Origin of the sequence: Streptomyces sp. NPDC050549, from assembly GCF_040655035.1 — a bacterium.
In the GTDB taxonomy this organism is placed as follows: domain Bacteria; phylum Actinomycetota; class Actinomycetes; order Streptomycetales; family Streptomycetaceae; genus Streptomyces.
The window spans coordinates 64,657-91,418 of the sequence record NZ_JBFAJD010000009.1; the positions used below are offsets into that span (position 1 = coordinate 64,657).

General features: G+C 69.9%; 24 protein-coding genes. 6 read left to right on the top strand and 18 right to left on the bottom strand.

The genetic code is table 11. From position 1 onward, the window contains the following. Positions 1 to 6: 6 nt before the first annotated feature. Both AB0I51_RS15650 and dapE read right to left on the bottom strand, forming a co-directional pair. Positions 7 to 765 carry a TIGR00730 family Rossman fold protein gene (locus AB0I51_RS15650; protein WP_362975264.1) on the bottom strand — a complete coding sequence of 253 codons (759 nt, stop codon included), beginning with the start codon at positions 763 to 765 and terminating at the stop codon, positions 7 to 9. A 77-nt stretch (positions 766 to 842) separates the two neighbouring features. Next, on the bottom strand, positions 843 to 1,922 hold the full coding sequence (dapE, locus tag AB0I51_RS15655; protein WP_362975266.1) for a succinyl-diaminopimelate desuccinylase: 1,080 nt from the start codon (positions 1,920 to 1,922) through the stop codon (positions 843 to 845). A gap of 85 nt (positions 1,923 to 2,007) precedes the next feature. On the opposite strand from dapE, the gene AB0I51_RS15660 reads away from it, so the two are divergent. Both AB0I51_RS15660 and AB0I51_RS15665 read left to right on the top strand, forming a co-directional pair. Next, positions 2,008 to 2,997, top strand: a complete 990-nt coding sequence (locus AB0I51_RS15660; RefSeq protein ID WP_362975268.1) for a heavy metal transporter — start codon at positions 2,008 to 2,010, stop codon at positions 2,995 to 2,997. Positions 2,998 to 3,269: 272 nt separating this feature from the next. Continuing rightward, positions 3,270 to 3,722, top strand: a complete 453-nt coding sequence (locus AB0I51_RS15665; protein WP_362975270.1) for an ATP-binding protein — start codon at positions 3,270 to 3,272, stop codon at positions 3,720 to 3,722. Between the two features lie 116 nt (positions 3,723 to 3,838). On the opposite strand, the gene AB0I51_RS15670 is transcribed toward AB0I51_RS15665, so the two are convergent. Together AB0I51_RS15670 and fdxA are read right to left on the bottom strand one after the other, a co-directional pair. Continuing rightward, a complete protein-coding gene (locus AB0I51_RS15670; RefSeq protein ID WP_362975272.1) occupies positions 3,839 to 4,933 on the bottom strand; it encodes a bifunctional succinyldiaminopimelate transaminase/glutamate-prephenate aminotransferase in 1,095 nt (364 codons plus the stop codon). A gap of 138 nt (positions 4,934 to 5,071) precedes the next feature. Next, positions 5,072 to 5,392: a ferredoxin gene (gene fdxA / locus AB0I51_RS15675; protein ID WP_019058397.1), complete on the bottom strand. Its 321-nt coding sequence runs from the start codon at positions 5,390 to 5,392 to the stop codon at positions 5,072 to 5,074. A gap of 140 nt (positions 5,393 to 5,532) precedes the next feature. On the opposite strand from fdxA, the gene AB0I51_RS15680 reads away from it, so the two are divergent. Next, positions 5,533 to 6,576 carry a GNAT family N-acetyltransferase gene (locus AB0I51_RS15680; RefSeq protein WP_362975274.1) on the top strand — a complete coding sequence of 348 codons (1,044 nt, stop codon included), beginning with the start codon at positions 5,533 to 5,535 and terminating at the stop codon, positions 6,574 to 6,576. A gap of 17 nt (positions 6,577 to 6,593) precedes the next feature. Continuing rightward, the gene (locus AB0I51_RS15685; protein WP_362975276.1) at positions 6,594 to 7,445 is read left to right on the top strand and encodes a transglutaminase-like domain-containing protein; all 852 of its coding nucleotides are present in this window, start codon (positions 6,594 to 6,596) and stop codon (positions 7,443 to 7,445) included. Positions 7,446 to 7,549: 104 nt separating this feature from the next. Here the strand turns inward: AB0I51_RS15685 and AB0I51_RS15690 are convergent, their stop codons facing one another. The 9 genes from AB0I51_RS15690 to AB0I51_RS15730 form a co-directional block, all read right to left on the bottom strand. Then, positions 7,550 to 8,164 (bottom strand): response regulator transcription factor, encoded by a 615-nt coding sequence (locus AB0I51_RS15690; RefSeq protein ID WP_362975278.1) that lies wholly within the window; start codon positions 8,162 to 8,164, stop codon positions 7,550 to 7,552. Then, entirely contained in the window at positions 8,161 to 9,366 is a 1,206-nt protein-coding gene (locus tag AB0I51_RS15695; protein ID WP_362975615.1) for a histidine kinase, read from the bottom strand. The genes AB0I51_RS15690 and AB0I51_RS15695 overlap by 4 nt, the downstream gene beginning before the upstream one ends. 5 nt (positions 9,367 to 9,371) lie before the next feature. After that, positions 9,372 to 10,103: an ABC transporter permease gene (locus AB0I51_RS15700; RefSeq protein WP_362975280.1), complete on the bottom strand. Its 732-nt coding sequence runs from the start codon at positions 10,101 to 10,103 to the stop codon at positions 9,372 to 9,374. Then, positions 10,100 to 11,026, bottom strand: a complete 927-nt coding sequence (locus AB0I51_RS15705; RefSeq protein ID WP_362975282.1) for an ABC transporter ATP-binding protein — start codon at positions 11,024 to 11,026, stop codon at positions 10,100 to 10,102. Before AB0I51_RS15705 ends, AB0I51_RS15700 begins: the two co-directional genes overlap by 4 nt. A 150-nt stretch (positions 11,027 to 11,176) precedes the next feature. Beyond that, positions 11,177 to 11,593 carry a hypothetical protein gene (locus AB0I51_RS15710; protein ID WP_362975284.1) on the bottom strand — a complete coding sequence of 139 codons (417 nt, stop codon included), beginning with the start codon at positions 11,591 to 11,593 and terminating at the stop codon, positions 11,177 to 11,179. Between the two features lie 93 nt (positions 11,594 to 11,686). Then, a complete protein-coding gene (locus AB0I51_RS15715; RefSeq protein WP_362975286.1) occupies positions 11,687 to 14,218 on the bottom strand; it encodes a hypothetical protein in 2,532 nt (843 codons plus the stop codon). A 150-nt stretch (positions 14,219 to 14,368) separates the two neighbouring features. Continuing rightward, on the bottom strand, positions 14,369 to 14,791 hold the full coding sequence (locus tag AB0I51_RS15720) for a DUF6113 family protein (RefSeq protein WP_362975288.1): 423 nt from the start codon (positions 14,789 to 14,791) through the stop codon (positions 14,369 to 14,371). Next, on the bottom strand, positions 14,788 to 15,648 hold the full coding sequence (mshB, locus tag AB0I51_RS15725) for an N-acetyl-1-D-myo-inositol-2-amino-2-deoxy-alpha-D-glucopyranoside deacetylase (protein ID WP_362975290.1): 861 nt from the start codon (positions 15,646 to 15,648) through the stop codon (positions 14,788 to 14,790). The genes AB0I51_RS15720 and mshB overlap by 4 nt, the downstream gene beginning before the upstream one ends. 23 nt (positions 15,649 to 15,671) lie before the next feature. Next, on the bottom strand, positions 15,672 to 15,866 hold the full coding sequence (locus AB0I51_RS15730) for a hypothetical protein (protein WP_362975292.1): 195 nt from the start codon (positions 15,864 to 15,866) through the stop codon (positions 15,672 to 15,674). Between the two features lie 201 nt (positions 15,867 to 16,067). On the opposite strand from AB0I51_RS15730, the gene AB0I51_RS15735 reads away from it, so the two are divergent. Continuing rightward, entirely contained in the window at positions 16,068 to 18,185 is a 2,118-nt protein-coding gene (locus tag AB0I51_RS15735) for a prolyl oligopeptidase family serine peptidase (protein ID WP_362975294.1), read from the top strand. Between the two features lie 150 nt (positions 18,186 to 18,335). Here the strand turns inward: AB0I51_RS15735 and AB0I51_RS15740 are convergent, their stop codons facing one another. From AB0I51_RS15740 to AB0I51_RS15760, 5 genes are all read right to left on the bottom strand, one after another. Continuing rightward, complete coding sequence (locus tag AB0I51_RS15740; protein WP_362975296.1) at positions 18,336 to 19,439, bottom strand: dipeptide ABC transporter ATP-binding protein; 1,104 nt, start codon at positions 19,437 to 19,439, stop codon at positions 18,336 to 18,338. Further along, a complete protein-coding gene (locus AB0I51_RS15745; RefSeq protein ID WP_026179057.1) occupies positions 19,432 to 20,406 on the bottom strand; it encodes an ABC transporter ATP-binding protein in 975 nt (324 codons plus the stop codon). Before AB0I51_RS15745 ends, AB0I51_RS15740 begins: the two co-directional genes overlap by 8 nt. 580 nt (positions 20,407 to 20,986) lie before the next feature. Next, positions 20,987 to 21,967, bottom strand: coding sequence for an ABC transporter permease (locus AB0I51_RS15750; RefSeq protein ID WP_362975298.1), 981 nt, complete (start codon positions 21,965 to 21,967; stop codon positions 20,987 to 20,989). Further along, complete coding sequence (locus AB0I51_RS15755; RefSeq protein WP_362975300.1) at positions 21,960 to 22,883, bottom strand: ABC transporter permease; 924 nt, start codon at positions 22,881 to 22,883, stop codon at positions 21,960 to 21,962. Before AB0I51_RS15755 ends, AB0I51_RS15750 begins: the two co-directional genes overlap by 8 nt. A gap of 6 nt (positions 22,884 to 22,889) precedes the next feature. Next, complete coding sequence (locus AB0I51_RS15760) at positions 22,890 to 24,524, bottom strand: ABC transporter substrate-binding protein (RefSeq protein WP_362975302.1); 1,635 nt, start codon at positions 24,522 to 24,524, stop codon at positions 22,890 to 22,892. A 344-nt stretch (positions 24,525 to 24,868) separates the two neighbouring features. On the opposite strand from AB0I51_RS15760, the gene AB0I51_RS15765 reads away from it, so the two are divergent. After that, entirely contained in the window at positions 24,869 to 26,749 is a 1,881-nt protein-coding gene (locus AB0I51_RS15765) for an ABC transporter substrate-binding protein (RefSeq protein WP_362975304.1), read from the top strand. Positions 26,750 to 26,762: the final 13 nt, after the last annotated feature.

Consider the following 26,762-nt stretch of genomic DNA (forward strand, 5'->3'; position numbering starts at 1 on the left):
ACGGCCTTAGCGGCCGGCTTCCTTGGACACCAGCGCGACCGCTTCCTCCACGTCGTCCGTGACGTGGAACAGCAGAAGGTCCTTCTCCGACGCCTTGCCCTGGGCGATCAGGGTGTTCTTCAGCCAGTCGACCAGGCCGCCCCAGTAGTCGCTGCCGAACAGCACGATCGGGAAGCGGGTGACCTTCTGGGTCTGCACGAGGGTCAGGGCCTCGAAGAGTTCGTCCAGAGTGCCGAGACCGCCGGGCAGGACCACGAAGCCCTGGGCGTACTTGACGAACATCATCTTGCGGACGAAGAAGTAACGGAAGTTCAGGCCGATGTCGACGTAGGCGTTGAGCCCCTGTTCGAAGGGCAGCTCGATGCCCAGGCCGACGGACATGCCCTTGGCCTCCAGAGCGCCCTTGTTGGCCGCCTCCATGGCTCCGGGGCCGCCGCCGGTGATCACGGCCCACCCGGCCTCCACGAGGCCGCGTCCGAGCCGTACGCCCGCTTCGTACTCCGGCGAGTCCGGCTTGGTGCGGGCGGAGCCGAACACGCTGATCGCGGGCGGCAGTTCGGCCAGTGTGCCGAAGCCCTCGATGAACTCCGACTGGATACGCAGAACACGCCACGGGTCGGTGTGGACCCAGTCCGAGGGGCCGCCCGCGTCCAGGAGACGCTGGTCTGTCGTGCTCGCGGTCACCTGGCCGCGTCTCCGGAGGACCGGTCCCAGGCGCTGCTCCTCGGGTGGCTGCTGCTTGCCCTCGGGGTTGCCTGTAGCCATGTGCGCTCCCTCCACTTGCAGGTGTTTCGTACCTCAGCGTAGGTCTACGCGGGTTACGGAGGGGGGACATACGGATGTCAGGCGGTGAGCCAGTCCCGCAGCCGTCGCTCCGCCTCGGGGACGAGAGCCGCCTCGACCCTCTCGTCCACCTTGTGGGCGAGGAGTTGGGCACCGGGGCCGTAGTTCACCGCGGGCACTCCCAGGGCGCTGAAACGGGCCACGTCGGTCCAGCCGAACTTGGGGCGGGCCTCGCCGCCGACGGCCGCCATGAAGGCCGCCGCGGCCGGGTGGTTGAGGCCGGGGCGGGCTCCGCCGGTGTGGTCGTCGACGACGAACTCGTCGACCCCGCAGTCGGCGAAGTACTCGCGCACGAAGGCCTCCGCCTCCGCCTCGCTGCGGTCGGGCGCGTAGCGGAAGTTGACGACCAGGGTGCACTGGTCGGGGATCACGTTGGTGGCCACGCCCCCTTCCACGCGCACCGCGTTGAGGCCCTCGTGGAACCGGAGGCCGTCCACGACCGGGGTGCGGGCCTCGTAGGCGGCGAGCTTGGCCAGTGCCCTGGAGGCCGCGTGGATCGCGTTGGAGCCCATCCACGCGCGCGCGGAGTGCGCTCGTTCACCCCTGAACTTCAGGAACACCCTGAGCGTGCCCTGGCAGCCGCCCTCGACCTGACCGTCCGTCGGCTCCAGGAGGACCGCGAAGTCGCCCTTCAGCCACTCGGGATGGGCTTCGGAGACGTGCTTGAGGCCGTTGAGAGGGGCGGCGACCTCCTCGTTGTCGTAGAAGACGAACGTCAGGTCGCGGTTGGGGGCCGGGACCGTGGCCGCGAGGCGGAGCTGGACCGCGACCCCGGACTTCATGTCGCAGGTGCCGCAGCCCCACAGGACGCCGTTCTCGTCGAGACGCGAGGGGACGTTCCCGGCGATCGGGACCGTGTCGATGTGGCCCGCCAGAATGACGCGTTCTGTACGGCCCAGGTTCGTGCGCGCGACGATGTTGTTGCCGTACCGGTCGACCGTCAGGTGGGGCAGGGCGCGCAGCGCGGTCTCGATCGCGTCCGCGAGTGGCTTCTCGCTGCCGCTCTCCGAGGGGAGGTCGACGAGCTGCGCGGTGAGGCGTGCGGCGTCCAGCGTGAGGTCAAGTGGGGTATCGGCCATGCCGTCGACCCTAACGCGAACGGCGTCTCCACCGTTTGTCCACACCCGGCGCAGCGGCAACAGGAGCCTCCAGTACCTTGTGGAGATGCCTGAGCAGTCCCCCACCCCAAAGAAGCGTCGACGCGGCCGCCTCTTCAGGTTCTCGGCCGCCTTCGTGGTGCTGCTCGCGGTCGCGGGCTATCTGGTCGTCCAGTACGTCACCGGCGGCCGGGGCGGCCCCGGTTGCAAGGTGGTCTCCGGGAAGGGCGACGGCCAGGAGTTCGAGTTCACGCAGGAGCAGACGATGAACGCGGCGACGATCGCCGCCGTCGGCACCGGGCGCGGGATGCCCGAGCGGGCCGTGACGATCGCGCTGGCGACCGCGATCCAGGAGTCGCAGCTCGTCAACATCACCCACGGGGACCGGGATTCGCTCGGCCTGTTCCAGCAGCGGCCCTCGCAGGGCTGGGGCACCGAGAAGCAGATCATGGACCCGACGTACGCGGCGGGCGTCTTCTACGAGCACCTGGCCAAGGTGGACGACTACCAGAAGCTCCCGCTCACGGTCGCCGCGCAGCGCGTGCAGCGCAGCGGCTACCCGGAGGCGTACGCCAAGCACGAGCCCGACGCCGCGATGCTGTCGGCCGCCCTCACCGGGCAGTCGGCCGCCACGCTGACCTGCCAGGGCCTCCCGGACACCACCGTGACCGCCACCGGCCCGGACGCCGTACGGGCCGCGCTGCTACGGGACTTCGGGCGCAAGGTGCTGAAGGAGACCGGCGCGGAGGTGACCGGCGACTCCGCGTCCAAGGGCACGTCCGCGTCGAAGTCCAGGGGCAGGTCCAAGTCCACGCCGTCTCCGAGCGCGACGGGCGGGAGCAGCACGGTGACCCTGCCGGTGCGGGCCGGCAGCACGAAGACCGGCTGGCAGCTCGCGCACTGGGCGGTGGCCAACTCCTCGGCGCTGCACATCGACCGCGTGTCGTACGCCGGGCGCGAGTGGGCCGCCGGCAGCGCGGACGACCCGTGGCACTCGACCAGCACCAAGGCCGCGGGCGGGGTCCGCATCGTGACCGAGGGGCCGACCGGGCAGTAGTACGAGTCCACACCCGTAGGGGTTGTGCGTGGTCGATCCGGGGCCGTGGGTGCTCAGGTTTTCGCGTGGTCACCCCCAGGTGCGCCGAAGTCCTTGAAAACAAAGGGCTGCAAGCATTCGACGGGCTTTCGGACCGGGCGACCTTTGTCCGTTTTTATCCGTAGCTGATAATGCGACGCATTGCCAACTCTTTACGTTGGCGCTCCGCAACCTTCGCGCGCTTCGAGCGGTAGTCACTGCGTCCGAGCCCGGAGATCAACACAAGGAGCATCATGTCCCTCCCCCTGACCCGCCGGATCGCCCGTGCCGCGCTGCTCGTCGCAGCGGGAGCGGCAGCCGGGGTCGGTGCGGCCGGCTCCGCCAGTGCGGCCCCCTCCCTGCCGGCCACCCCGAACCTGGGCGCGCTGACCGCCCTGGACGGGGCGAGCGTCGGCAACACGGTCGACGGCGCGAGCCAGAACGTCACGGGGGTCGCCGGCAAGTCCGGTGGCCAGACGCTGGAGAAGGCGGTGCCGACCGCAGGCAAGACCGGCGGGAAGGTTGCCAAGACGGTGGCTCCGGCCGCGCAGCACGTTGCCGGGGACACGGCGGGGCAGGCCGGAGGCCTGCTCGGTGACACGGCGAAGACCGCCACCGCGGGTGGCGGCCTGCCGACCGACGCCGTGACCAAGGGTGGACTGCCCACGGCGCAGGAGCTGCCGCTCAAGGGTCTGCCGCTCGGCTGAGCGGGCCGCGAGTTGAAGGGGTCCAGGGAGTTCCCTGGGCCCCTTCTGCATGCCGGTTTTTTCGGCCGACCGCCGGTGGGGGCCGGGCGCCCGGTTCCCCGCGCCCCTGAACACTCTCACCTCAACCGGTTCACAGCTGCCCGTACTCGCTCATCCGTCGCCGTCAACGCCACACGTACGAAGTTCCCGCCCGCTTCTCCGTAGAAGTCGCCCGGCGCCACCAGGATGCCGAGGTCGGACAGGTGGGCGACCGTGTCCCAGCAGGACTCGTCCCGTGTTGCCCACAAGTAGAGGCTGGCCTCGCTGTGTTCGATGCGGAAGCCGTGCTTCAGGAGCGCTTCGCGCAGGAGGGTGCGGCGGGCCTTGTAGCGGTCGCGTTGTTCCTGGACGTGGGTGTCGTCGCTCAGGGCCGCCACGACGGCCGCCTGGGTCGGGGCCGAGGTCATCATGCCGCCGTGCTTCCGGATCTCCAGGAGCGGGGCCAGGACCGCCGGGTCGCCGGCGAGGAAGGCGGCGCGGTAGCCGGCGAGGTTCGAGCGCTTGGAGAGGGAGTGGACGGCGACGATGCCGTCGTAGGAGCCGCCGTTGACGTCCGGGTGCAGGACCGAGACGGGGTCGGCCTCCCAGCCCAGTTCGAGGTAGCACTCGTCGGAGAAGATCAGGACGCCGTGCTCGCGGGCCCAGGCGACGGCCTCGGTGAGCTCCTGCTTCGAGAGGACCTTGCCGGTCGGGTTGGAGGGCGAGTTGAGCCAGAGGAGCTTCAGGCCCTCCGGGTCCAGCTCCGCCGGGTCGTCGTAGACCTCGTGGTCCGCGCGGGCCAGGCGGGCGCCCACCTCGTACGTCGGGTAGGCCAGGCGGGGGTAGGCGACCCGGTCGCCGGGGCCCAGGCCCAGCTGCGTGGGAAGCCAGGCGACCAGTTCCTTGGAGCCGACGATCGGCAGGACGTGGCGGTGGGTGACGCCACGGGCGCCGAGGCGGCGCTCCACCCAGCCGGTGAGCGCGTCGCGCAGGGCCGGGGTGCCCCAGACCGTGGGGTAGCCGGGCGAGTCGGCCGCGTCGATCAGGGCCTTCTGGATCAGATCGGGGACCGGGTCCACAGGGGTGCCGACCGACAGGTCGACGATGCCGCCCGGGTGCGCCGTCGCCGTCTTCTTGTACGGCTCCAGCTTGTCCCAGGGGAAGGTGGGCAGACGGTCGGAGACTGCGGACACGGTTGCTCGCTCACTTTCTTCGGTACGGCGGGATGCGGCCGGTATGCCCGGTACGGCAAACGCCTCGGCCCCGTAGGGCGCTGATCGGGCGTGATCAGGCCGTACGGGACCGAGGCGGCGCGTGGGTGCGGGCCGCTCTTACTGGTTCTGCGGCGGCAGCGCGGCGACGAAGGGGTGGTCGCGCTCGATCAGGCCCAGCTTGCTGGCACCGCCCGGGGAGCCGAGCTCGTCGAAGAACTCGACGTTCGCCTTGTAGTAGTCCTTCCACTCCTCGGGAGTGTCGTCCTCGTAGAAGATCGCCTCGACCGGGCACACCGGCTCACAGGCTCCACAGTCGACGCATTCGTCCGGGTGGATGTACAAGGACCGTGAGCCCTCGTAGATGCAGTCGACCGGGCACTCCTCGATGCACGCCTTGTCCTTGACGTCGACACAAGGCTGCGCGATGACGTAGGTCACGCTGTCGTTCCTCCTCGATAGGGCGCTGGCGGGCCTCCGTAGGCTCCGCCGCCAGGCGCGCTGGAGCGCGGCGTCGTCCATGCCCGCACCTAGTATCTCCGTTCCGGGGCGTGATCCATACAGGAGGGGTGAACTGACCTGTGGAAATCTCTGCGGCCGGACGTCTCGAGGTCCGCATCACCGCTGCTGACGTGGGTAAACGGGTCTCCGTCCGGCGATTGAACGACGGTGAAGACACGGCGGAGAAGTTCACCGACACGGTGGGTGTTCTCACATCATGGGACAGCGGTGTGCTGACGATCACACGGAAGGGTGGGGAGTCCGTCCGCATTTCGGAATCCTCGCTGGTGGCGGGCAAGGTCGTACCGGCCGCTCCGGCCCGTCGGCGTGGGCCTGCCGCCACCTACCGGGAGCTGGCGCAGGTCTCCGCGCGCGGCTGGCTGCCGGTGGAGAGCGAGCGGCTCGGCGAGTGGGAACTGCGCGCCGCCGCCGGATTCACCCGCCGCGCCAACTCCGTGCTCCCGCTCGGCGATCCCGGCCTGCCTCTCGACGCGGCCCTCACCGCCGTACGACGGTGGTACGGCGACCGCGGCCTGCCCGCCCACGTCCAGACCGCGACCGGCGCCGAGGGGACGCAGGAGTTGCTCTGTGCCGAGCTGGAGCGGCGCGGCTGGACCCGTGAGGTGACGGCCGAGCTGTGGGTCGGGGCCCTGGCCCCGGTCGCCGACCGGGCCGACCCGGCCGGAGTCGTCCTCTCCAGGACGGCCGACGCCGCGTGGCTGGCCCGCTATCAGCGCAAGGGGGTGAGCGAGGTGGCCCTGAAGGTGCTGGGGAGCGGACCCTCGGTGTGGTTCGCGACGGTGCCCGGCGAGGGTGCCGGGCCCGCGGCGATCGGGCGGTGCGTCGTCGACGGCCGGTGGGCCGGTTTCGGCGCCGTCGAGGTCGATCCGGCGCTGCGGCGGCGGGGGCTCGCCTCGCTCGTCATGGCCGCGCTGGCCTCGCGGGCGCTGGAGGAAGGGGCGTCGGCCGCGTGGTTGCAGGTCGAGACGGACAACGCGGGTGCGCGGGCGCTGTACACCGGGATGGGGTTCGCGGCGCACCACGCCTACCACCACTATCGCGAGCCGGCCTCGACCGATGACATCGGTGCCATCGGTGCCATCGGTCGCGACGGTTCGTCGTGAGGGGGTTCGAGTCCGCCATGCCCGTTCCCTGTCCCCCGTCGCCCGAGCGGTCGGCGGAGGTACGTGCCCGGTTCGCCGAGGAGGCTCGGTCCGAACGGCCCGATCTGACCACGCTGTGCCTGCTGGTGGGGGCGGTGGCGGACGGGGCGCTGGACGACGCCGGCATCGACGCGGCGCAGGTCGAACTGGACCGGCTGGCCGGGCAGTTGCCCTACCGCCCTGGCGGGCCCTCCGCCTGGGCGAGCGCGCTGCACCAACTCCTCGGTGTCCGCTTCGAGTTCCGGGGTACGCCCGGCGACTACCAGCGGCTGGGGTCCTCGCTGCTGCACGAGGTGCTGCGGCGGCGGCGCGGGCTGCCCATCCTGTTGTCGGTGGTGTGGATGGAGGTGGCGCGGCGGGCGGGGGCTCCGGTGTACGGGGTCGCGCTGCCGGGGCACTTCGTGGTGGGGTTCGGGCCGGCCGAGGAACAGGTGCTGGCCGATCCGTTCGACGGGGGACGGGTGTTGTCGGGCGGCGATGCGGAGTTGCTGGTCGCGGGGGCCACCGGGGCGGCGCTGCATCCCTCGATGCTTGTGCCCGCGGCGCCGCTGGAGGTCGTTTCGCGCGTCCTGAACAACATCCGGGCGTGGGCCGCGGCTCGGCCGGAGCGGTCCGATGTGGCTTTGTGGGCCGTGGAGTTGGCGTTGCTGATGCCTTCGCATTCGGCCCGGTTGCGGTACGAGCGGGCTCAACTGCTGGTTGAGCGGGGGGATTTCCTCACGGGGGCGGCCGAGTTGGATGCGTATGCGGAGGTGGTGGCGGTGGTGGATGCACCTGCTGCCGATCGGGTGCGGGGCCAGGCGCGATCGGCTCGCGCCAGGCTGAACTGACGTTCGCCGATGCGCCGTTGAGCTTTCGGTTGTCCCGCGGCGCGGGTGCGATGCGGCTGGGCGCGCAGTTCCCCGCCCCTGGGTGAGCTGCCCCGGCCCGTGTTCTACAGCCAGCCTTTCTCTCTCGCGATCCGTACCGCCTCCGCCCTGTTCCGTACCGCCAACTTCTGGATGGCCGTCGACAGGTAGTTGCGGACCGTCCCCTGCGACAGATGAAGAGCCTTGGCCAGCTCGGCGTTCGTCGAACCGTCCGCCGCCGCCCTCAAGACCTCGCGCTCTCGGTCGGTCAACGGGTTGGCGCCCTCGGCGAGCGCCGCTGCGGCCAGAGTCGGGTCGATGACCCGCTCCCCCGCGAGCACCTTCCGTACCGCTGCCGCGAGTTGGGCCGCCGGGGCGTCCTTCACCAGGAACGCGTCCGCGCCCGCCTCCATCGCGCTGCGGAGATAGCCGGGGCGGCCGAAGGTCGTCAGGACCACCAGCTTCACCCCGGGCAGCGACTTGTGGACCTGGGCCGCCGCCTCGATGCCGGTGCAGCCGGGCATCTCGATGTCGAGGAGGGCCACGTCCACGGCGTGTTCCCGGGCCGCCGCCAACACCTCGTCGCCGCGTGCCACTTGGGCGACGACCTCGATGTCGTCCTCCAGGCCGAGCAGTGCGGCCAGTGCCTCGCGGACCATCGACTGGTCCTCGGCGAGGAGGACCTTGATCGTACGGCTCATGCGGGGGATCCTACGTCCGCCGAAGAGACCGGAACGCCTGCGGGCACCCGTGCGACCAGCCGGAAGCCGCGTTTGACGCGGGTCACCTCCAGGGAGCCGCCGACCTTGTCCAGGCGCTCGGTGAGCCCGCACAGACCGTTGCCCGGGCCCTTGCCCGAGCCGCCCGAGCCGTTGTCCTCGACGGAGAGTTCGAGCATCGGGCCGTCCAGGGTCTGGCGCCGGACCAGTTCGACCACGCAGCGCTGGGCTCCGCTGTGCCGTACGACATTGGTGATCGCCTCGCGCAGGGCCCAGGCGAGGGCCGACTCGCTCTCCTCGGGGACGTCGGTGAGGTCCGGTTCGGCGGGAAGGTCGGCCGTGACGCCCGCTGCCGTCAACGCGACCTGGGCGCCCGCGAGTTCACCGGGGAGGCGGGGGCGGCGGTAGCCGGTGACGGCCTCGCGGACGTCCACCAGGGCCTGGCGGCTGACCTGTTCGATGTCGGCGACCTGCTGGGCCGCCTTGTCGGGGTGGTCGGGGAGCATCCGGCAGGCGAGTTCGCTCTTCAGCGTGATCAGGGAGAGGGAGTGGCCGAGCAGGTCGTGCAGGTCTCGGGCCAGCCTCAAGCGCTCCTCGTTCGCGGCGAGTTGGGCGACGGTGGCGCGAGCCTTGCGCAACTCGACCGTCGTGCGCACGAGTTGTCGTACTCCCGTCATGGAGTAGCCCACCAGCAGCACGATCAGGAAGAGGCCCCAGGCCTCGTCCAGGTCATCGACGAACCATCCCGTCAGCATCATCGCCGCGGTGGTCAGCGGGATCGTCCAGTACGCGGCGCGCAGCGGGAGGGTCACCCCGCAGGAGACGGAGACGTACACGAAGAGACCGAGCCAGGAGTTGCCGAGGCTGAGGGCCAGTGCGACGGCCAGTACCCACAGGACGGCGACCAGTGCGGCGACGAGCCAGCCGGAGTAGGGGCGGCCCATGGTGCGGAAGACGACTGCCAGGTAGGTACCGGTGAAGGCGACCAGGCCCACCCAGCCGGCCGTCGTGGCCGAGGTGGTGTGGTGGCCGCCCAGCAGGTCCTGCACGGGCGCGCCGAGGAAGACCAGCCAGGGCAGGATCCACACCAGCTTGCGCAGCACCTCGCTCCGGTTGCGGGGCGGCTGTCCGATCCGGATCAGCCGCTCCACCCTGGCCTTTTCCGGCAGCGGGTCTTCGGTCATCGCGCTCACGCCTTCAGCGTGTCCTTCCGGTACAGCCAGGCCGCCCCGCCCGCGAAGAGCGCGAAGTAGACGACGAGGAGGGTGATGTCCTTCGCGTGGGGCGACCGGCTCTGCTCGATGGCCTGCCCCAGCGCAGCGTACGCGTGCGTGGGCAGCCACTTCGCGATGTCCTGGAGCCAGGCCGGGAAGGTCGTGGACGGGAACCAGAGGCCGCCGAGGATCGACAGTCCGAAGTAGACGATCATCGTGATCGGGCGGACCGCGTCCCCGGAGGCGAGGTAGCCGATGGCGACGCCGAGCGCGGCGAAGACCAGGCTGCCGGCCCAGATCGCGCCGGTCAGCGCGAGCCACTGCCAGGCCTCCAGCCGTACGTCCTTCACCAGCGCGGCGACGACGAAGACGACCACGATGGACGGCAGGCTGACCACGGCGGCGCTGGCGGTCTTGGCGAGGACATAGCCGCGCCCGGGCAGGGTGGTCAGCCGCAGCTGCCGTACCCAGCCGTTCTCGCGCTCCTTGGCGATGCGCTCGCTGTTGCCCATCAGGACGGCGGTCAGGGCGCCGAAGGAGGCCATGGAGACCATGACGTACTTCGCGATGCTCAGGCCGGTGCCGTCCACGTTGCCGGTCTGGTTGGAGACCAGCAGGAAGATCACCGAGGGGTAGATCACCGAGAAGAACAGGAACTTGCGGTTGCGCAGGGCGCGGGTGAGTTCCAGTTTGATCAGGCTGTTCATGACTGCTTGGCCTCCTCGGCGGTGGTGATGGCGACGAAGGCCTGCTCCAGGCCGAGTCCGGCGACTTCGAGGTTGCGGGGGTAGACGCCGAGGCCGTAGAGCGCGTGGACGGTCGCGTCGGCGTCGGTGGACTGGATGCGGACCGTCTGGCCCGAGATGTCCACGGAGGTCAGGAAGGGGAGGGACCGGATCGGTGCCTCGTCGATCTCGCCGTCCAGGTCGAAGGCGACCCTGCGGGCGCCCGCCTTCGCCTTGATCTCGGCGGAGGTGCCGTCGGCGAGCAGCCGGCCGCGGTGCAGGACCAGCACGCGGTCCGCGATGGCGTCGGCCTCTTCGAGGTAGTGGGTGGCGAAGAGGACCGTACGGCCCTGGTCGGCCTGTTCGCGCATGGTGGCCCAGAAGGCCTGCCGGGCGGAGACGTCCATACCGGTGGTCGGCTCGTCGAGGACGATCAGATCGCTGTCGCCCGCGGTCGCGAGGGCGAAGCGGACGCGCTGTGCCTGGCCGCCGGAGAGCTTGTTGACCTTGCGGTCCGCGATCTGGGCGATGCCCGCGCGGGCGATCACATCGCCGACCTCGTACGGCTTGGGGTGCAGGTCGCAGGCCAGCTTGACCAGTTCACCGACCGTGACCTCGTCCATCAGCCCGCCGCTCTGCAGCATCGCGCCCACCCGGCCGGCGACGATCGCCTCTCGGGGGCTGGTGCCGAAGACGCTGACCGTGCCGCTGTCGGCGTGCTTGAGGCCGAGCAGCAGATCGAGGGTGGTGGACTTGCCGGCCCCGTTCGGCCCCAGCAGGGCCACCGTCTCCCCCGGGTGCAGCGCGAGCGACAGCCCTTCGACGGCCCGGACCTCGCCGTAGCTCTTGCTCACCTGGTCGAACCCGACCACCGGGGTGGCGGTGGTCGCCGCTGTTGTCGTCATGGCACCCATCGTGGCCGCCCGGCCCGGGCCCGCGGCAGTGTCGGCGGTCCTGAGTGGCGGATGACAGATGTCATACGGAGCGGATGACGGAAAGCCGAGCGGCCCCCACCCCCTGGTCGGGGAGGCGGGGGCCGCTCGGCGGAGAATCCGTCACGTGTTGCCGGTCACGAGAAACTTGTGACCGTTGTATTCGAGCCAGATATTAATGGCCTTGTGGTCGGTGAAATTCTTCGAGCAGTAGACCCATTTGCCGGCACCGGCCTTGCTGATGCACTTTCCCTTGCGGTTTCCCGTGAGCCAGTACCCGGTGACGGACTTGCCGTCCTTCTTCTCGTCCCTCACGTAAATGCCGTCGTCACCCCGGTCGAAGCAGACGCGTCCGGCCGGGAGGCCGATCGCGCAGGCATCGCCGTGCTGATTGAAATAGCCGAGCTCGTCCGGGTCGTAGGTGGTTTCGATCCCGGTGTTGACCTCCCAGGAGGCCGCCGAGGCGGACCCCGTGAAGACGCCGAGAATCCCGATGGCGGCCGCAGCGGAAACCATCGGTACGGCAAGACGACGCCGCACATTTCCCCCTTGCATCGGCGGATTGCAGAATATCATCCACCGCACATCAAAGGGACAATCCGGACGCCGTCGTGCGCAAGATCACTTCGCTTGTCAATTGTCCTGCGGAATGGTGACGATACGCGCCGCAGGTGTCTTTCCACGCAATGCCTCACGCAGTCCGACGGCGACGTCGGTCGGTGCCACGGCGGTCTTCGAACCGTTTCCCCGCTCGATCTGCACGCCGTCGAACGTGCTGCCGTAGAGCGTCTTCAGCACGTTGAGGTCGTAGTGCTCGACAAGTTTGCCGTTGAGTGCCCGCACGGTCAGGAACTTGTAGATCGAGTTCTGCGGACTGAACGACACCGCGTGCGTGGCGTCCGTCCTGATCGTCACGTTGGCCGACATCGCGAGCTTCGCGAAGTCCTTCATCTCACGGTCGACCTCGGCGTTCGTGACCGACGGCTGCTTGGTGGTCGTCGGGACCGTCACCGTGGTGGCCGTGTTGGTCTCCACCTCGGTGCGGTACGCGTCCTCCACGGCCGTGACGGAGCCGGCCGCGTCGATGGCCTTGCCCGCCTTGCCGTAGACGGCGACCGCCTTGCCGGCCTTGAACTCGATCGTGCCCTCGGTCACCGCACCGGAGCCGCCGCCGAGGCTCGCGAGGGCGGCCTGGAGCTTCTCCTCGTCGGCCGGCATCTCGGGCTGGACGACCCGGTGCTGGCCGAAGAGCGAGCCGATCACGGAGACCGGGTTGTAGTCGCTGGTGGCGGCCTTGCTGACGGTGGTCGCGAAGTCGAACTGCAGCCCCGCCTGGTCCGGCTTCAGCGAGACGGTCCTGCCGCCCACAGAAAGCTTCAGCGGCTTGTTCACCCGGTCACCGAACGCGTCGTCGAGCTTCTTGACGGCGTCGTCACGGGTGCCGCCGCCGATGTCGACGCCGAGCACGGTGGTGCCCTTGGGCACGTCGGTGTGGTTCATGAGCAGCCCGGCGCCGTAGGCACCGCCCGCGATGACGAACACGCCGACGCCGAGCAGGACCAGCTTGCTGCGGCCCTTCTTCTTTTTCTTCGCCGCGCCCTTGCCCGCGCTCTTGGCGGCGGGCGCGCTCTGCGCCGAGCCGGGGTCGGGCAGCTTCGGGGGCGTGTGCGGCAGCGGTCCGTCCGGGTGGGTGCCCGTGCCGAACGGCGCGGTGCCGCTGCCCGGGACGACCGGCATACCGCTGGTGACGGTGTGTCCGGAGACCTGGTCGGCGGGGGCGCCGTAGCCGGGCATGCCGGGCTGGGCGAGCTTCTGCGGGGTGAGGATCGCGGTGTCGTCGCTGAGGCCGCCGCCGGGGATCGCGCCGGGGAGACTCGCGCCGCCGGCCGTGCCGGGGCCGCTGAGACCCATTGCGGGCCCTGCGCCGGGGCCACCAGGGCCCATGCCGGGACCACCGGGACCCGCGCCAGGACCGCCGGGACCGCGCGGGCCCCTGCCGCGACCGCCGTGTCGGCCGGGAGGCGCGCCACCGGGGACGCCGGGACCACCCGGGCCGTCGGCGTAGCCGCTCAGCGCGCTGGGCGCGCCCGGTGCTCCGCCCATGGGGCCGGGGGGCAGCATCAGGCCGTCGCCGGTGACCGGGCCGCCGGTCGGGCCCGCGGGGCCCTCGGGGCCGCCCTGACCGCCGCGCCCGTTCGGGCCGTTGAAACCGCTGGGTCCACCGGGGCCGCCCGGGGCGCCGGGGCCGATGCCCTGGCCGTCGGCCCCGGGGAACTGCTCGATGCGCGCGCCGTGGCCGTTGGTCCCGGGATAGCCGCCCTGGGCACCCTGACCGCCCGGCCCGGGGAAACCGCCCTGGCCGTCGGGTCCGGGAAGGCCACCCTGCTCACTCTGGCCGTTCCCCGAGAAGTACGGCAGCTCGTCGCGGCGCGGTTCGCCGGGGCCGCCGCCCGGGCGGGAGCCGTTGCCCAGCGAGCCCGCCGCCAGCGCCTCGGTCACGTCGAAGGAACCGGTGCCGCCGCCGTGCCCGGGGGCCACGGGTCCGCCACCGGTGGCACCGGCGAACCCGGCACCGTTCGTACCGCCGTTCGCGCCGCCCGGCCGGGAAGCGCTCGGCAGGCCCATGGCACCGACCACACCGCCGGGCCGGGCGCCGGTCGGCCGCGCGGCCCCGGGCGCACCCGCGGCCGGAGTACCGGCACTCGGGGTCCCGGCGGCCGAACCGCCCGGAATTCCGGCGCCGTTGGTGCCGCCACCGCCCTGACCGCCCTTCGCGGGGCCGGACTTGCGTGGCGCGAACCAGTCGCTGGTCTTCTCCTCGGGCGTGGGCAGGGCGAGTTCGGCGGTCGGTTCGACGACGCCGGTGGGCAGCGCGGAACTCGGCAGCTGCGTCTCGGCGGTCGTGGACCCGTCGGCGGACTCGGTGTCCGCGACGGGCGTGCGCACGACGACCGGCGGAATGGGCCGCGACCCGGGGATGTTGATCCGGATCCGGGTCGTCAGCGTCGTCTCGGTCTTGCGTTCCTCCGGCTGCGCGGCCGAACGCCCCGCATCCGTACGGTCGTCGGAAGCCGCGGGCGTCCCGTACGGCGGGGTCCCCGAGGGGTAAGCGGCTCCGCCGCGCCCGTCGGGCCCGGAGGACGGAGTGTCAGTTTCACGACTCAAGGCAGGTTCTCCCGGTTGGCTCCGCCGCCCGACACCCACGGGCGACTCGGCGGCGCGCACCACCATACTGGCCACTTCTTGGCGGTATCCCACGGCCGCTGGGGAAACCCACACCGGACTCGCACGCGCGCGTCACCGCGAAGTGGTACGTCACTTGCCAAGTCGGACGTAAGGGCCGGTTGGTTGCCGCCCCAAACCCAACGTGGCACAGATCACAGCAACGGCCATTCCGCCGAGCAGGAAGAGATAGGAACCGACTCCCGCGCCGAAGAGGAAGTCTCCCTCCGGGCGGCTGGCGGTGAGCAGGACGACGGCGACCATCCAGCCGGCCGCGGGCGCCACGGCCCCGCCCCGGCCGCCGGCCGCTCTCGCCCCGCCGAGGAACAGACCGCCCGCTCCGGCGAGCGCGAGCAGCAGTCCGCCGGGGAACCAGCCGCCCTGCACCAACGCCCCGGCCGCCCCGACGACCGCGCCGAGCACGAAGAGCCCGAGGTAGGCCAACACCCGTAGTCCGGACGGCCGTTGCAGCGGCTGGGCGAGCAGGCTTCCGCCGCCCTGATTTGCACTCGTCACAGGCCCAGCCCTTCGAAGAGGTCGGTCTCGGACGCCGGGCCGCCGGCCTCGCCCTTGACCAACTCGTAGTACTCGGTGGTGAGGATCGGCTGCGCGAGGTAGTTGGAGAGCACGAAGTACGGCTCGTCCGGCGCGACTTCGATCTGGGTGGCGTGCGCGCGCATCGCGGCGGTCTTGGCGGCGGCATAGTCCGTGCCGTCGATCGCGGTGGTGATCCGTCCGTCGTCCACGACACCCGGTACGTCGTCCACGGCGGCGGTCTCGGCGAAGGGAAGCTCCGGCAGCGCGTCACGCAGCCGCTCGAAGCCCTCCTCGACGACGGTGCGGGGTACCCGGTTCCAGTAGACCTTGGCGATGGACTGCCCGGCGTCGGCGGCGAGTTCGGCGGCGCGCATGGCGACGCGGTGGGCCTGGATGTGGTCCGGGTGGCCGTAGCCGCCGTCGGGGTCGTAGGTGACGAGGACCTGGGGGCGCACCTCGCGGATCACCTCGACGAGGTACTCGGCGGCCTCGTCGACGTCGGCCTGCCAGAAGCAGTCGGGGTCGTCGTTGTCCGGGGTGCCCATCATCCCGGAGTCCTGGTAGCGGCCCGCGCCGCCGAGGAGACGGAAGTCACCGACTCCCAGCTCACCCGTCGCGGCCCCGAGCTCGACCGCCCGGTGTTCCGCGAGCGCGGCACCCGTCAGATGCCGCAGCGCGGGCGGAATGACCTCGCCGTGCTCACCGAGGGTGCACGTGACGAGCGTCACCAGGGCACCCTCGGCCGCGTACTTGGCCATGGTCGCGCCGTTGTTGATCGACTCGTCGTCCGGGTGCGCGTGCACCAGCAGCAGACGACGGGCGGGCAGTTCCGTCATGTGCCCACCCTAAAGGCGGGCCGTCAGAACTTGATGCTGCCGATCATGCTCGCGATGTTCGTCGTGAGATCGCTGATCGTGGGCGCGATCGTCGAGGAGGCCAGATAGAACCCCAGGAGGATGCAGACGACCGCATGCCCGCCCTTCAGCCCTGACTTCTTGACCAGAAGGAAGACGACGATCGCCAGCAGCACCACCGCCGAAATCGAGAGTGCCACGGCGGCTCACCTCCAATGATCCCAGGGACTAGGGGGTCGGACTATGGGGGCAATGGATCCATGGCGTGGATCCGTAGAGCAAATCCATACAGCAGCCAGCAGGTTCATACCCACCCAGCGCCAGTGATCATAACTATCCGCACTCGCGCATCGCTCGGCGCACAGCCGCACAAGGGGGCGCATGGCCAATATGGTCGGGGCATGACGACCGAGGCTGACTCCTTCCCCCGACGGCACGCCCGTACCCAGCGGTTCACGCTCGGCGCGCCCCGCGCGTTCACCGTGGCGCCCGACGGTTCCCGGGTCGTGTTCCTGCGCTCCGCCTCCGGCGACGACCGGGTGAACGCGCTGTGGGTCCTCGATCCGGCGGGCGGCGAGGAGCGCGTCGCGGCCGAGCCGCGCGCCCTCCTGGGCGGCACCTCGGAGCACCTCTCGCCCGAGGAGCGGGCGCACCGCGAACGCACCCGTGAGGGCGGTGCGGGGATCGTCGGCTACGCCACCGACAGCGAGGTCGAATTGGCGTCTTTCGCCTTGTCAGGGCGGCTTTTCACGGCCGAGCTGCGAGCCGGCACGGCACGTGAACTCACCGTCCCCGGGCCGGTGATCGACCCGCGTCCCTCCCCCGACGGACGGCACGTCGCCTATGTCACCGGAGGCGCCCTGCGGGTCGTGGGAGCCGAGGGAGAGGGCGACCGGGCGCTCGCCGGGCCCGAGTCGGAACAGGTCACCTATGGACTGGCCGAGTTCGTCGCGGCCGAGGAGATGAGCCGTACCCGCGGCTTCTGGTGGTCGCCGGACTCGGACCGGCTGCTGGTCGCCCGCGTGGACGACACGCCGGTGGAGCGCTGGTGGATCGCCGACCCGGCCCACCCGGAGCGCGAGCCGCGGAGGGTCGCGTATCCGGCGGCGGGGACGGCCAACGCGGAGGTGCGGCTGTATGTGATCGCGCTGAACGGGGTGCGCACGGAGGTCCTCTGGGACCGCGCGCGGTACCCGTATCTGGCGCGAGTGCACTGGTCAGCGGCGGGTGCGCCACTGCTGCTCGTGCAGGCGCGGGACCAGCGCAGCCAGCTGTTCCTGGCCGTTGATCCGGACACCGGGACGACCCGGATGGTGCACGCCGACGAAGATCCAATTTGGCTTGATCTTTTCCCTGGCGTGCCGTGCTGGAGCCCCTCCGGACGGCTCGTGCGGATCGCCGACGAAGGGGGCGCCCGGGTGCTCGCGGTCGGTGAACGCCCGCTCACCGGACCGCAGTTGCACGTCCGTGCGGTGCTGGACGTCTCGGACGACAACGTGCTGGTCGCGGCCTCGGCGGGCGAGACCGCTCCCGCCCCGGAGATCGGCGAGGTGCATGTCTACCGGGTCAACGAACTCGGCCTGGAGCGCGTCTCGCAGGAGCCCGGCGTGCACTCGGCGGTGCGCGCCGGGGGCGTGACGGTACTGCTGTCGGCGGTGCCGGACCGGCCGGGCACGCGGGTCCAGGTGCTGCGCGAGGGCAAGAAGACGGTGACGATCGCGTCGCACGCCGAAGATCCCGGTATGTCCCCGCGCATCACGTTCACCGAGGGGGGCGCACGCCGCGTCCCGTGCGCCCTGCTTATGCCACGGGACTACGACGGCAGCGGCCCGCTCCCGGTTCTGCTCGACCCCTACGGCGGTCCGCACGGCCCCCGCGTGGTCGCCGCACACAACGCGCACCTCACCTCGCAGTGGTTCGCCGACCAGGGTTTCGCGGTGCTCGTCGCCGACGGACGGGGCACGCCGGGCCGCTCGCCTGCCTGGGAGAAGGCCGTCCACCGCGACTTCACGGTCTCCCTCGACGACCAGATCGACGCCCTCCAGGACCTCGCGAAGTCCCACCAGCTCGACCTCTCCCGGGTCGCCATCAGGGGTTGGTCGTACGGCGGTTGGCTCGCGGGGCTCGCCGTACTGCGCCGCCCGGACGTCTTCCACGCGGGCATCGCGGGCGCCCCGGTCACCGACTGGCGGCTCTACGACACCCACTACACGGAGCGGTACCTCGGGGACCCGGCCAAGGACCCGGAGCCGTACGCGAAGAGCAGCCTGGTGACGGACGACGGCCTGTCCTCGCCCGCCGCACCGCACCGCCCGCTGATGGTCGTCCACGGCCTGGCCGACGACAACGTGGTGGTCGCGCATGCCCTGCGGCTGTCCTCCGCGCTGCTGGCCGCCGGTCGCCCGCACGAGGTGCTGCCGCTGTCCGGAGTGACCCACATGACCCCGCAGGAGCAGGTCGCGGAGAACCTGCTGCTGCTTCAGGTGGACTTCCTGAAGCGGGCGTTGCGCCTGGTCTAGGTACGGCAACGGACCGGGGCGACATGGCGCGCCCCGGTCCGTTTACGGCACCCGCACGGCCGTACGTCAATCAGGTTGACGCGTCCGTATATCGAGATCGGGTCGGCCGAGTTGCTTGCGTGTTAACGCGGTTGATGCCTGTTTGTGGCGTTATTCCGCCCCCTGATCAAGATCGTCCACCGGTTCGGTGGGGGTCGCGTCCTGGGGTACGACCGTCTTCTCCTCCGCGAAGTGACAGGCCGAGTCGTGGGCGGCGGGCCCGCTCGCGAGCCGGAACTCGGCCGGTACCGTGAGCAGCGGTACCTCCAGCGAGCAGCGCTCCTGGGCCTTCCAGCAGCGGGTGCGGAAGCGGCAGCCGGACGGGACGTTCGTCGGGGACGGCACGTCCCCGGACAGGATGATCCGCTCGCGGTGCTCGCGCGCGTCGGGGTCGGGCACGGGGACGGCGGACAGCAGCGCCTGGGTGTAGGGGTGCGTCGGGTGGTCGTAGATCTCCTCGTCCTTGCCGATCTCCACGATCCGTCCGAGGTACATCACCCCGACCCGGTCCGAGATGTGCCGGACGATCGACAGGTCGTGCGCGATGAAGACGTACGACAGGTCGAACTCGTCCTGGAGCCGGTCGAGGAGGTTGATGACCTGGGCCTGCACGGAGACGTCGAGCGCGGAGACGGGTTCGTCGGCGACGATCACCTCGGGGCGCAGCGCCAACCCGCGTGCGATGCCGATGCGTTGGCGCTGGCCGCCGGAGAACTGGTGCGGATAGCGGTTGATGTACTCGGGGTTGAGCCCCACCACGTCGAGGAGGTCCTGAACCCGCCTGCGCCTGTCGCCCTTCGGCGCCACCTCGGGGTGGATCTCGTACGGCTCCCCGATGATGTCGCCCACCGTCATACGGGGGTTGAGGGAGGTGTACGGGTCCTGGAACACCATCTGGATGTTGCGGCGGGCGGTCTTCAGGGCGCGGCCGGACATCTTGCTGATGTCCTCGCCCTTGAACTTGATCGACCCCTCGGTCGGCCGCTCAAGATTGACCAGCATCTTGGCGACAGTCGACTTGCCGCAGCCGGACTCCCCGACGATGCCGAGGGTCTCTCCCCTGTTGAGCGTGAAGTCGACACCGTCGACGGCCTTGACGGCACCGACCTGTTTCTTGAACAGGATGCCCTGGGTCAACGGGTAGTGCTTGACCAGTCCAGTCACTTCAAGGATCGGCTCAACTGTTGATCCGGCTCGACCTGTTGACTCAACCATTGAGGCACTCCCTCCAGAAGTGACAGGCGCTGCCCCGGTGTTGATCAACCTCGTACAGCTCGGGCTCGTCGGTCCGGCACACGTCCTGGGCCATCGGACAGCGGGGGTTGAAGGCGCAGCCGGGCGGGATGTGCATCAGGTTCGGCGGGAGGCCCTTGATGGCGTAGAGCTCCTGGCCCTTCTGGTCCAGGCGCGGGATGGAGTCGAGCAGGCCGCGGGTGTACGGGTGGGCGGGAGCCTTGTAGATGTCGTGGACCGGGGCCGACTCGACGATCCGTCCCGCGTACATCACGGCGATCTTGTCGGCGACGTCCGCGACGACTCCGAGGTCGTGGGTGATGAGGATGAGCCCCATGTTGAGCTCGCGCTGCAACTCGGCCAGCAGGTCCATGACCTGCGCCTGGACGGTGACGTCGAGGGCGGTCGTCGGTTCGTCGGCGATGATGAGCGCCGGTTCCAGGGCGAGCGCCATCGCGATCATGATGCGCTGGCGCATACCGCCGGAGAACTGGTGGGGGTAGTCCCGGACGCGCTCCTTGGCGGCCGGGATCCGCACCCGCTCCATGAGCTCGACGGCCTTGGCCCGGGCGTCCTTCCTCGACATCCCCTTGTGCACGACGAACATCTCGCCGAGCTGGTCGCCCACGGAGAGCACGGGGTTGAGCGAGGACAGCGCGTCCTGGAAGATCATCGCCATCTCGGCGCCGCGGACCTTGCGCCGCTCCTCCTCCTTGAACTTCAGCAGATCCTTGCCCCGGAACAGGATCTCCCCGCCGGTGATCTTCCCCGGCGGCACATCGAGAATCCCCATGACGGCCTGCGCGGTCACGGACTTCCCGGACCCCGACTCCCCCAGCACGGCGAGGGTCTCCCCCTCGTCCACGCTGTAGTTGACCCCGTTGACGGCCTTGGCGACCCCGTCCCTGGTCCTGAACTCCACATGCAGATCCCGCACTTCGAGCAGCATGACGCCGGTCACCTCACCTTCGGATCAGAAGCGCCGCACACCGCGCCGCCGAACACACCGAACCCGGCCGCGACTTGGGCCGCCCCGGCCGGAGCACACCGGGCGGCCGGTCCGCCCCGCGACTCCCGCCGCACACCACGCACTCCCGGCGTCAGCACGCCGCCACCCCGACTCCGGACCGAGGGCGTCGCAGGGAGCGCCGCCGTACAGGAAGAACGCGGACGCGGGGATCACGGGCGCGGGCGAGGGGCACCGAGTGGGTGAAACGGGGCGGAGCACCCGCCCCCGGCGCCCCGACGGCAGCCTGCGCCCGGTCCCCCGCGAGGGCTCGGGGCCCCGGCTGCGGAGCAGACACCTCACGCACCCTCACGCCGTCACCCCGGCCCCGCGTCGCCGAGCGGGAAGGGTGTCCGCGCCCCGATCACCGGTCGCCGGTCCGCCGGCCCGGGCCGGCCACCGCCTCTCGGCGCCAAAACCGCCGTACACGACGGACATCGGCACGGTCACGGGCTGCCCGCACCGGATCCCCGGGGCGGCAGCCCCGCTCCCCGCCTCACGCGCTTCCGTCATCAGCACGCCGTCACCTCAACTTCGGGTCGAGGGCGTCGCGCACCGCGTCGCCGAGCATGATGAACGCGAGGACGGTGATCGCGAGGGCTCCGGCCGGCCAGAGGAGCATGTGGGGGGCGTTGCGGATGTAGGCGGAGGCCGAGGAGATGTCGATGCCCCAGCTGACCGTGGGGGGCTTCAGGCCCACGCCGAGGTAGGACAGGGTCGCCTCCAGCGAGATGTAGGTGCCGAGCGCGATGGTGGCGACGACGATCACCGGGGCTACCGCGTTCGGGGTGATGTGCCGTAGCAGGAGGCGGGAGTTGGAGGCGCCGAGTGCCCGGGCGGCCTGGACGTAGTCGTTCTGTTTGGCGGTGATGACCGAGCCGCGGGCGATGCGGGAGATCTGCGGCCAGCCGAGCAGCACCATGAAGCCGATGACCGGCCAGACCGTGTTGCTGGTGACCACGGACAGGAGGACCAGGCCGCCGAGGACCACCGGGATCGCGAAGAAGATGTCCGTGAGGCGGGAGAGGATCGAGTCCCACACCCCGCCGAAGAAGCCCGCGAGTCCGCCCAGGGCCGAGCCGAGGATCGCGACGCCCAGCGTGGCGAGGACACCGACCGTCACCGACGTACGGGTGCCGTAGACCGTGCGGGTGTAGACGTCGCAGCCCTGGCCGTCGTAGCCGAAGGGATGGCCCGGCTGGGAGCCTTCCTGGGCCTTTGCGAGGTTGCACTTGAGGGGGTTGCCCGACGCGATCAGCGAGGGCCAGAGGGAGATGACGATCAGGAAGAGGATGACGAGCGCGGAGATGATGAAGACGGGGTTGCGGCGCAGGTCGCGCCAGGCGTCGGACCAGAGGCTGCGGGGCCGCTCCTGCGGGCCGGTGCCGTCCGGTCCCCCGGGTGTCTTCTCCAGCGTCTCCGCCTCGCTCGTGGCGAGGTCCATCGCCCCGCCCGCGCCGGTCCCGGCGATGGCGCGATCCGGCTCGAACGGCTGCTCAGGCATAGCGGATCCTCGGGTCGAGTACGGCGTACAGGAGGTCGACGAGCAGGTTGGCGACCAGGAAGACGAGGACGAGGACCGTCACGAAGCCGACCACGGTCTGCGTGTTCTGCCGCACGATCCCCTGGTAGATCTGGAAGCCGACGCCGTGGATGTTGAAGATCCGCTCGGTGACGATCGCGCCGCCCATCAGGGCGCCGATGTCGGTGCCGATGAACGTGACCACGGGGATGAGCGAGTTGCGCAGCAGGTGGCGGACGATCACCCGGCGTCTCGGCAGGCCCTTCGCGACGGCCGTGCGGACGTAGTCGGAGCGCCGGTTCTCCGCGATGGACGTCCGGGTCAGCCGGGTGACGTAGGCGAGCGAGACCGAGGCCAGGACCAGGCCGGGCACGATCAGTTCGCTGAAGGTCGCTTCCGAGGAGACGGAGGGTTTGATCCAGCCCCACTCGACGCCGAGCAGCAGTTGCAGCAGCAGACCGGTGACGAAGGTCGGGATGGAGATGACGATGAGGGTGAGCAGCAGCACACCGGTGTCGACCGGACGGCCGCGCTTGAGACCGGTGATCACACCGAGCGCGATGCCGACGACCACCTCGATGACGATCGCCACGAGGGTCAGCCGGATGGTGACGGGGAACGCGGTCGCCATCAGCTCGGTGACCTTCTGGCCGTTGAACGCCGTACCGAAGTCACCGGTGAAGACGTTCCCCATGTAGGTCAGGTACTGCTGCCACAAGGGCTTGTCGAGGCCGAACTCCTTCTCGAGCTGGGCGGCCGTCGCCGGGTCGCACTGCCGGTCGCCGCACAGGCCCGCGATGGGGTCGCCCATCACGTTCACCATCAGGAAGATCAGCAGTGTGGCGCCGATGAAGACCGGAATCATCTGCAGCAGCCGCCGGACGACGTACCGTCCCATGCGGGCTCAGCCGACCTTGATCTCGTTGTACACGGGGACGCTGAACGGGTTGAGCGCCACGTTGGAGAGCCGGTCGGAGTAGCCCGCGCTGCCGTTCTGGTACCAGAGCGGGATGGCGGCCATGTTGTCCCGTACGACTCCCTCGGCCTGCTGGAAGAGCTTGATCGCCTTGCCGGTGTCGGTCTCCGCGTTGGCCTCGTTCACGAGCTTGTCGAAGTCCTTGTTGGACCACTGGCCGTCGTTGGAGGAGGCGTTGGTGTAGTACAGCGGCTGCAGGAAGTTCTGGATGAGCGGGTAGTCCATCTGCCAGCCGGCCCGGAACGGCCCGGTCATCTTGTGCTGGCCGATCTGGTTACGGAAGTCGGCGAAGGTGCCGACCGGGTTGCCGACGCACGCCTTGTCGTTGCCGAGCGCGTTGTTGATGGAGTTGCACACGGCGTCCACCCACTCCTTGTGCGAGCCCGTGTCCGCGTTGTACGTGATCTTGACCTGGCCGCCGGGCAGCCCGCCGCCCTCCTGGACCAGCTTCTTCGCCTCGGTCGGGTCGTACTTGCAGGCATCCCCGCACAGCCCGTCCTGGAAGCCGCCGGCAGTGCCGAGCACCGGGGAGGTCCAGTCGGTGGCGGGGGTGCGGGTCTTCTGGAAGATCGTGCTGGTGATCTGGTCCCGGTTGATCGCCATGGACAGGCCCTGGCGGACCTTCTCCGAGCCGCTCTTGTTCCAGTTCTTGTCGTAGTACGGGAACGCGAGCGTCTGGATGATCCCGGCGGGCGTGTTGATGTACCGGCCGCCGAGGTCGCTCTTGACGTTCTTGAGCTGCGAGGCCGGGATGTCGTCGACGAGGTCGAGGTTGCCGGCCATCAGGTCGGTGTAGGCGGTGTTGTTGTCGGTGTAGACCTTGAGGGTCACACCGCCGTTCTGCGCCTTGTCGGCACCGGTGTAGCCGTCCCACTTCTTGAGCTGCATCTGCGAGCCCTTGGTGTACGACTCGATGCTGTACGGCCCGTTGCCGACCGGCTTCTTCAGCCAGGCCGCGTGGTCCGAGAAGAACGTCGACGGCAGCGGCGAGTAGGCCGCGTAGCCGAGGGTGTCCGGGAAGGTGGAGAACTTCTGGGTGAGCTTGACGGTGAAGGTGTCGGTACCGGTCACCTTGAGCCCGGAGAGGGTGGTCGCGGACTGCGAGCCGCTGTCGGGGTGGACCTTGTCGTAGCCGTCGATGTACCCGAAGAAGTAGGCGTTCTTCTGGTTGTTCTTGAGGCTGGCGCCGTAGTTCCAGGCGTCGACGAACGACTTCGCGGTGACGGCCTCGCCGTTGCTGAACTTCCAGCCGCTCTTCACCGTGACCGTGAAGTTCTGCGAGTCCGTGGTCTCGATCTTGTCGGCGAGCATGTCCTGGGCCTTGCCGGTCTTCGGGTCGTACCGCTTCAGGCCGCGGAAGACCATGTCGAGGACCTTGCCGCCCTGTACCTCGTTGGTATTGGCCGGCTCCAGCGGGTTCTGCGGGTCTCCCCAGGAGGCACTGAGCACCGCGCTGCCGTCACCGCCGCCGCTGCTGCTGCCGCCGCTGCTCCCACAGGCGGTCGCCGCGAGGGCTACCGCCGCCGCGCAAGCGGCCCATTTGGCGTGCGTGGCTCCACGCATCGAGTACCTCCTCAGGAAAGCCGACCCAGGCCGATCCAGATCGATCCATTACCGGCCAATATCTGCATAAATTGGACACCTCGCACACGCAGCCACCCGAATGCAGCACAGGCCGCGCGCGAGAGGGGTGACGCCACAGGCCGAGGCGGTCCCGGCTCCACCGCCATGGCCCCACCAGGCACGCTTCAGTGGTGTGGACCAATAAACCTCCGATCGGTCCGTCAACTCGCTGTTTCCGCAGGCCACATGGGCTTTCATGCGCCGTTGACGGGCGCCGACCGCCGCTGATAGACACACTCTTCAACCCAGCCCGGCGTCACCTGGTCAAGCGCGAGGTCAGGACCATGAGCACTCAGGACCGGAACGGCACAGAGCACTCACGCCCCAGAAGACCGCGGCCCCGCCGCTTACACCGGCTGGTGGCCGGAGCATCCGGCGCCCTGGCCCTCACGGCGGCTCTCGCCACCCCCCTCAACCCGGCACCGCAGCAGGCGGAGGCCAAGGCCGAGAAGAGCGACAAGGTCCTCACCGTCGCCGTCGCTCAGAGCGTGGACTCCCTGAGCCCGTTCCTGGCGACCCGCCTGGTCAGCACGAGCATCGGCCGGCTGATGTACGACTACCTCACCAACTACGACCCCAAGGACAACCACACCGTCCCGGGTCTGGCCACCAAGTGGACGTCGTCGCCGGACAAGCTGACCTGGACGTACACGATCCGCTCGAACTCGAAGTGGTCCGACGGGCAGCAGGCCACCGCCGAGGACGCGGCCTGGACGTTCAACAAGATGATGACCGACCCCGGTGCCGCCACCGCCAACGGCAGCTTCGTCACCAACTTCGCGAAGGTCACCGCCCCCAGCCCCACCCAGCTGGTCATCAAGCTGAGGAAACCGCAGGCCACGATGACCGCGCTCGACGTGCCGATCGTGCCCGAGCACATCTGGTCGAAGGTCGGCGACCTCTCCAAGTTCAACAACGACAAGACCTTCCCGATCGTCGGCAACGGCCCGTTCGTCCTCACCGACTACAAGCCCGACAGCTATGTCCGCCTCAAGGCCAACAAGTCCTTCTGGCGCGGGGCACCGAAGTTCGACGAACTGGTCTTCCGCTACTACAAGGACCAGGACGCGGCGGTGGCCGCGCTGCGCAAGGGCGAGGTCTCCTTCGTCGCCGGCTCTCCCTCCCTGACACCCGCTCAGGCCGCCTCCCTCAAGGGCGAGAAGGACATCAAGGTCAACGACGCCCCCGGCCGCCGCTTCTACGCCCTCGCCACCAACCCGGGCGCGCAGGCGAAGAACGGCAAGCACTTCGGCGACGGCGACCCCTCCCTGCTCGACGAGAACGTCCGGCACGCCCTGTTCACGGCGGTCGACCGCAAGGCCCTCATCGACAAGGTGTTCCAGGGCCACGCCGTCGAGGGCGAGGGCTACATCCCGCCGCGCTTCTCGACGTACTTCTGGAAACCGTCGGCGAGCCAGGAACTCGCCTACGACCCGGCGAAGGCGGCCCAACTCCTCGACCAGGCGGGCTACAAGAAGAACGGCGACGGCAAACGGGTCGGCAAGGACGGCAAGCCGATCACCTACCGCCTGCTGTGCCACGCCACCGACCCGAACGACAAGGCCGTCGGCCAGTACCTCAAGGAGTGGTGGGGCAAGCTCGGCATCGGCGTGACGCTCGACTGCCTCGACAACGTCACCGACCCCTGGCTCGCGGGCAAGTACGACCTCGCCTTCGACGGCTGGTCCGTCAACCCCGACCCGGACTTCGTGCTGTCCATCCACACCTGCGCGGCACTTCCGGCGACCCCCAAGGACATCGGCGCCACCGACAACTTCATCTGCGACAAGACCTACGACAAGCTCTACGCCCAGCAGTTGGCCGAGTACGACCCGGCCAAGCGCGCGGACATCGTCAAGCAGATGGAGTCGCGGCTGTACGACCTCGGGTACATGAACGTCATGGCGTACCCGAACGCCGTCGAGGCCTACCGCACCGACCAGATCAAGTCCATCGAGACGATGCCCCTCAGCGGGGGCAACATCTACGGCCAGGACGGCTACTGGAGTTGGTGGTCGGCGGTGCCCGCGGCCTCCGACGGCTCGTCGTCCGGCGGGCTCTCGGGCGGGGCGATCACCGGCATCGTGGTCGGGGGGCTGGTCGTGATCGGCGCGGTGGTGCTGTTCGCGCTGCGGCGCCGGGCCACCGCCGAGGACCGGGAGTAGCCGGTGCACGGAT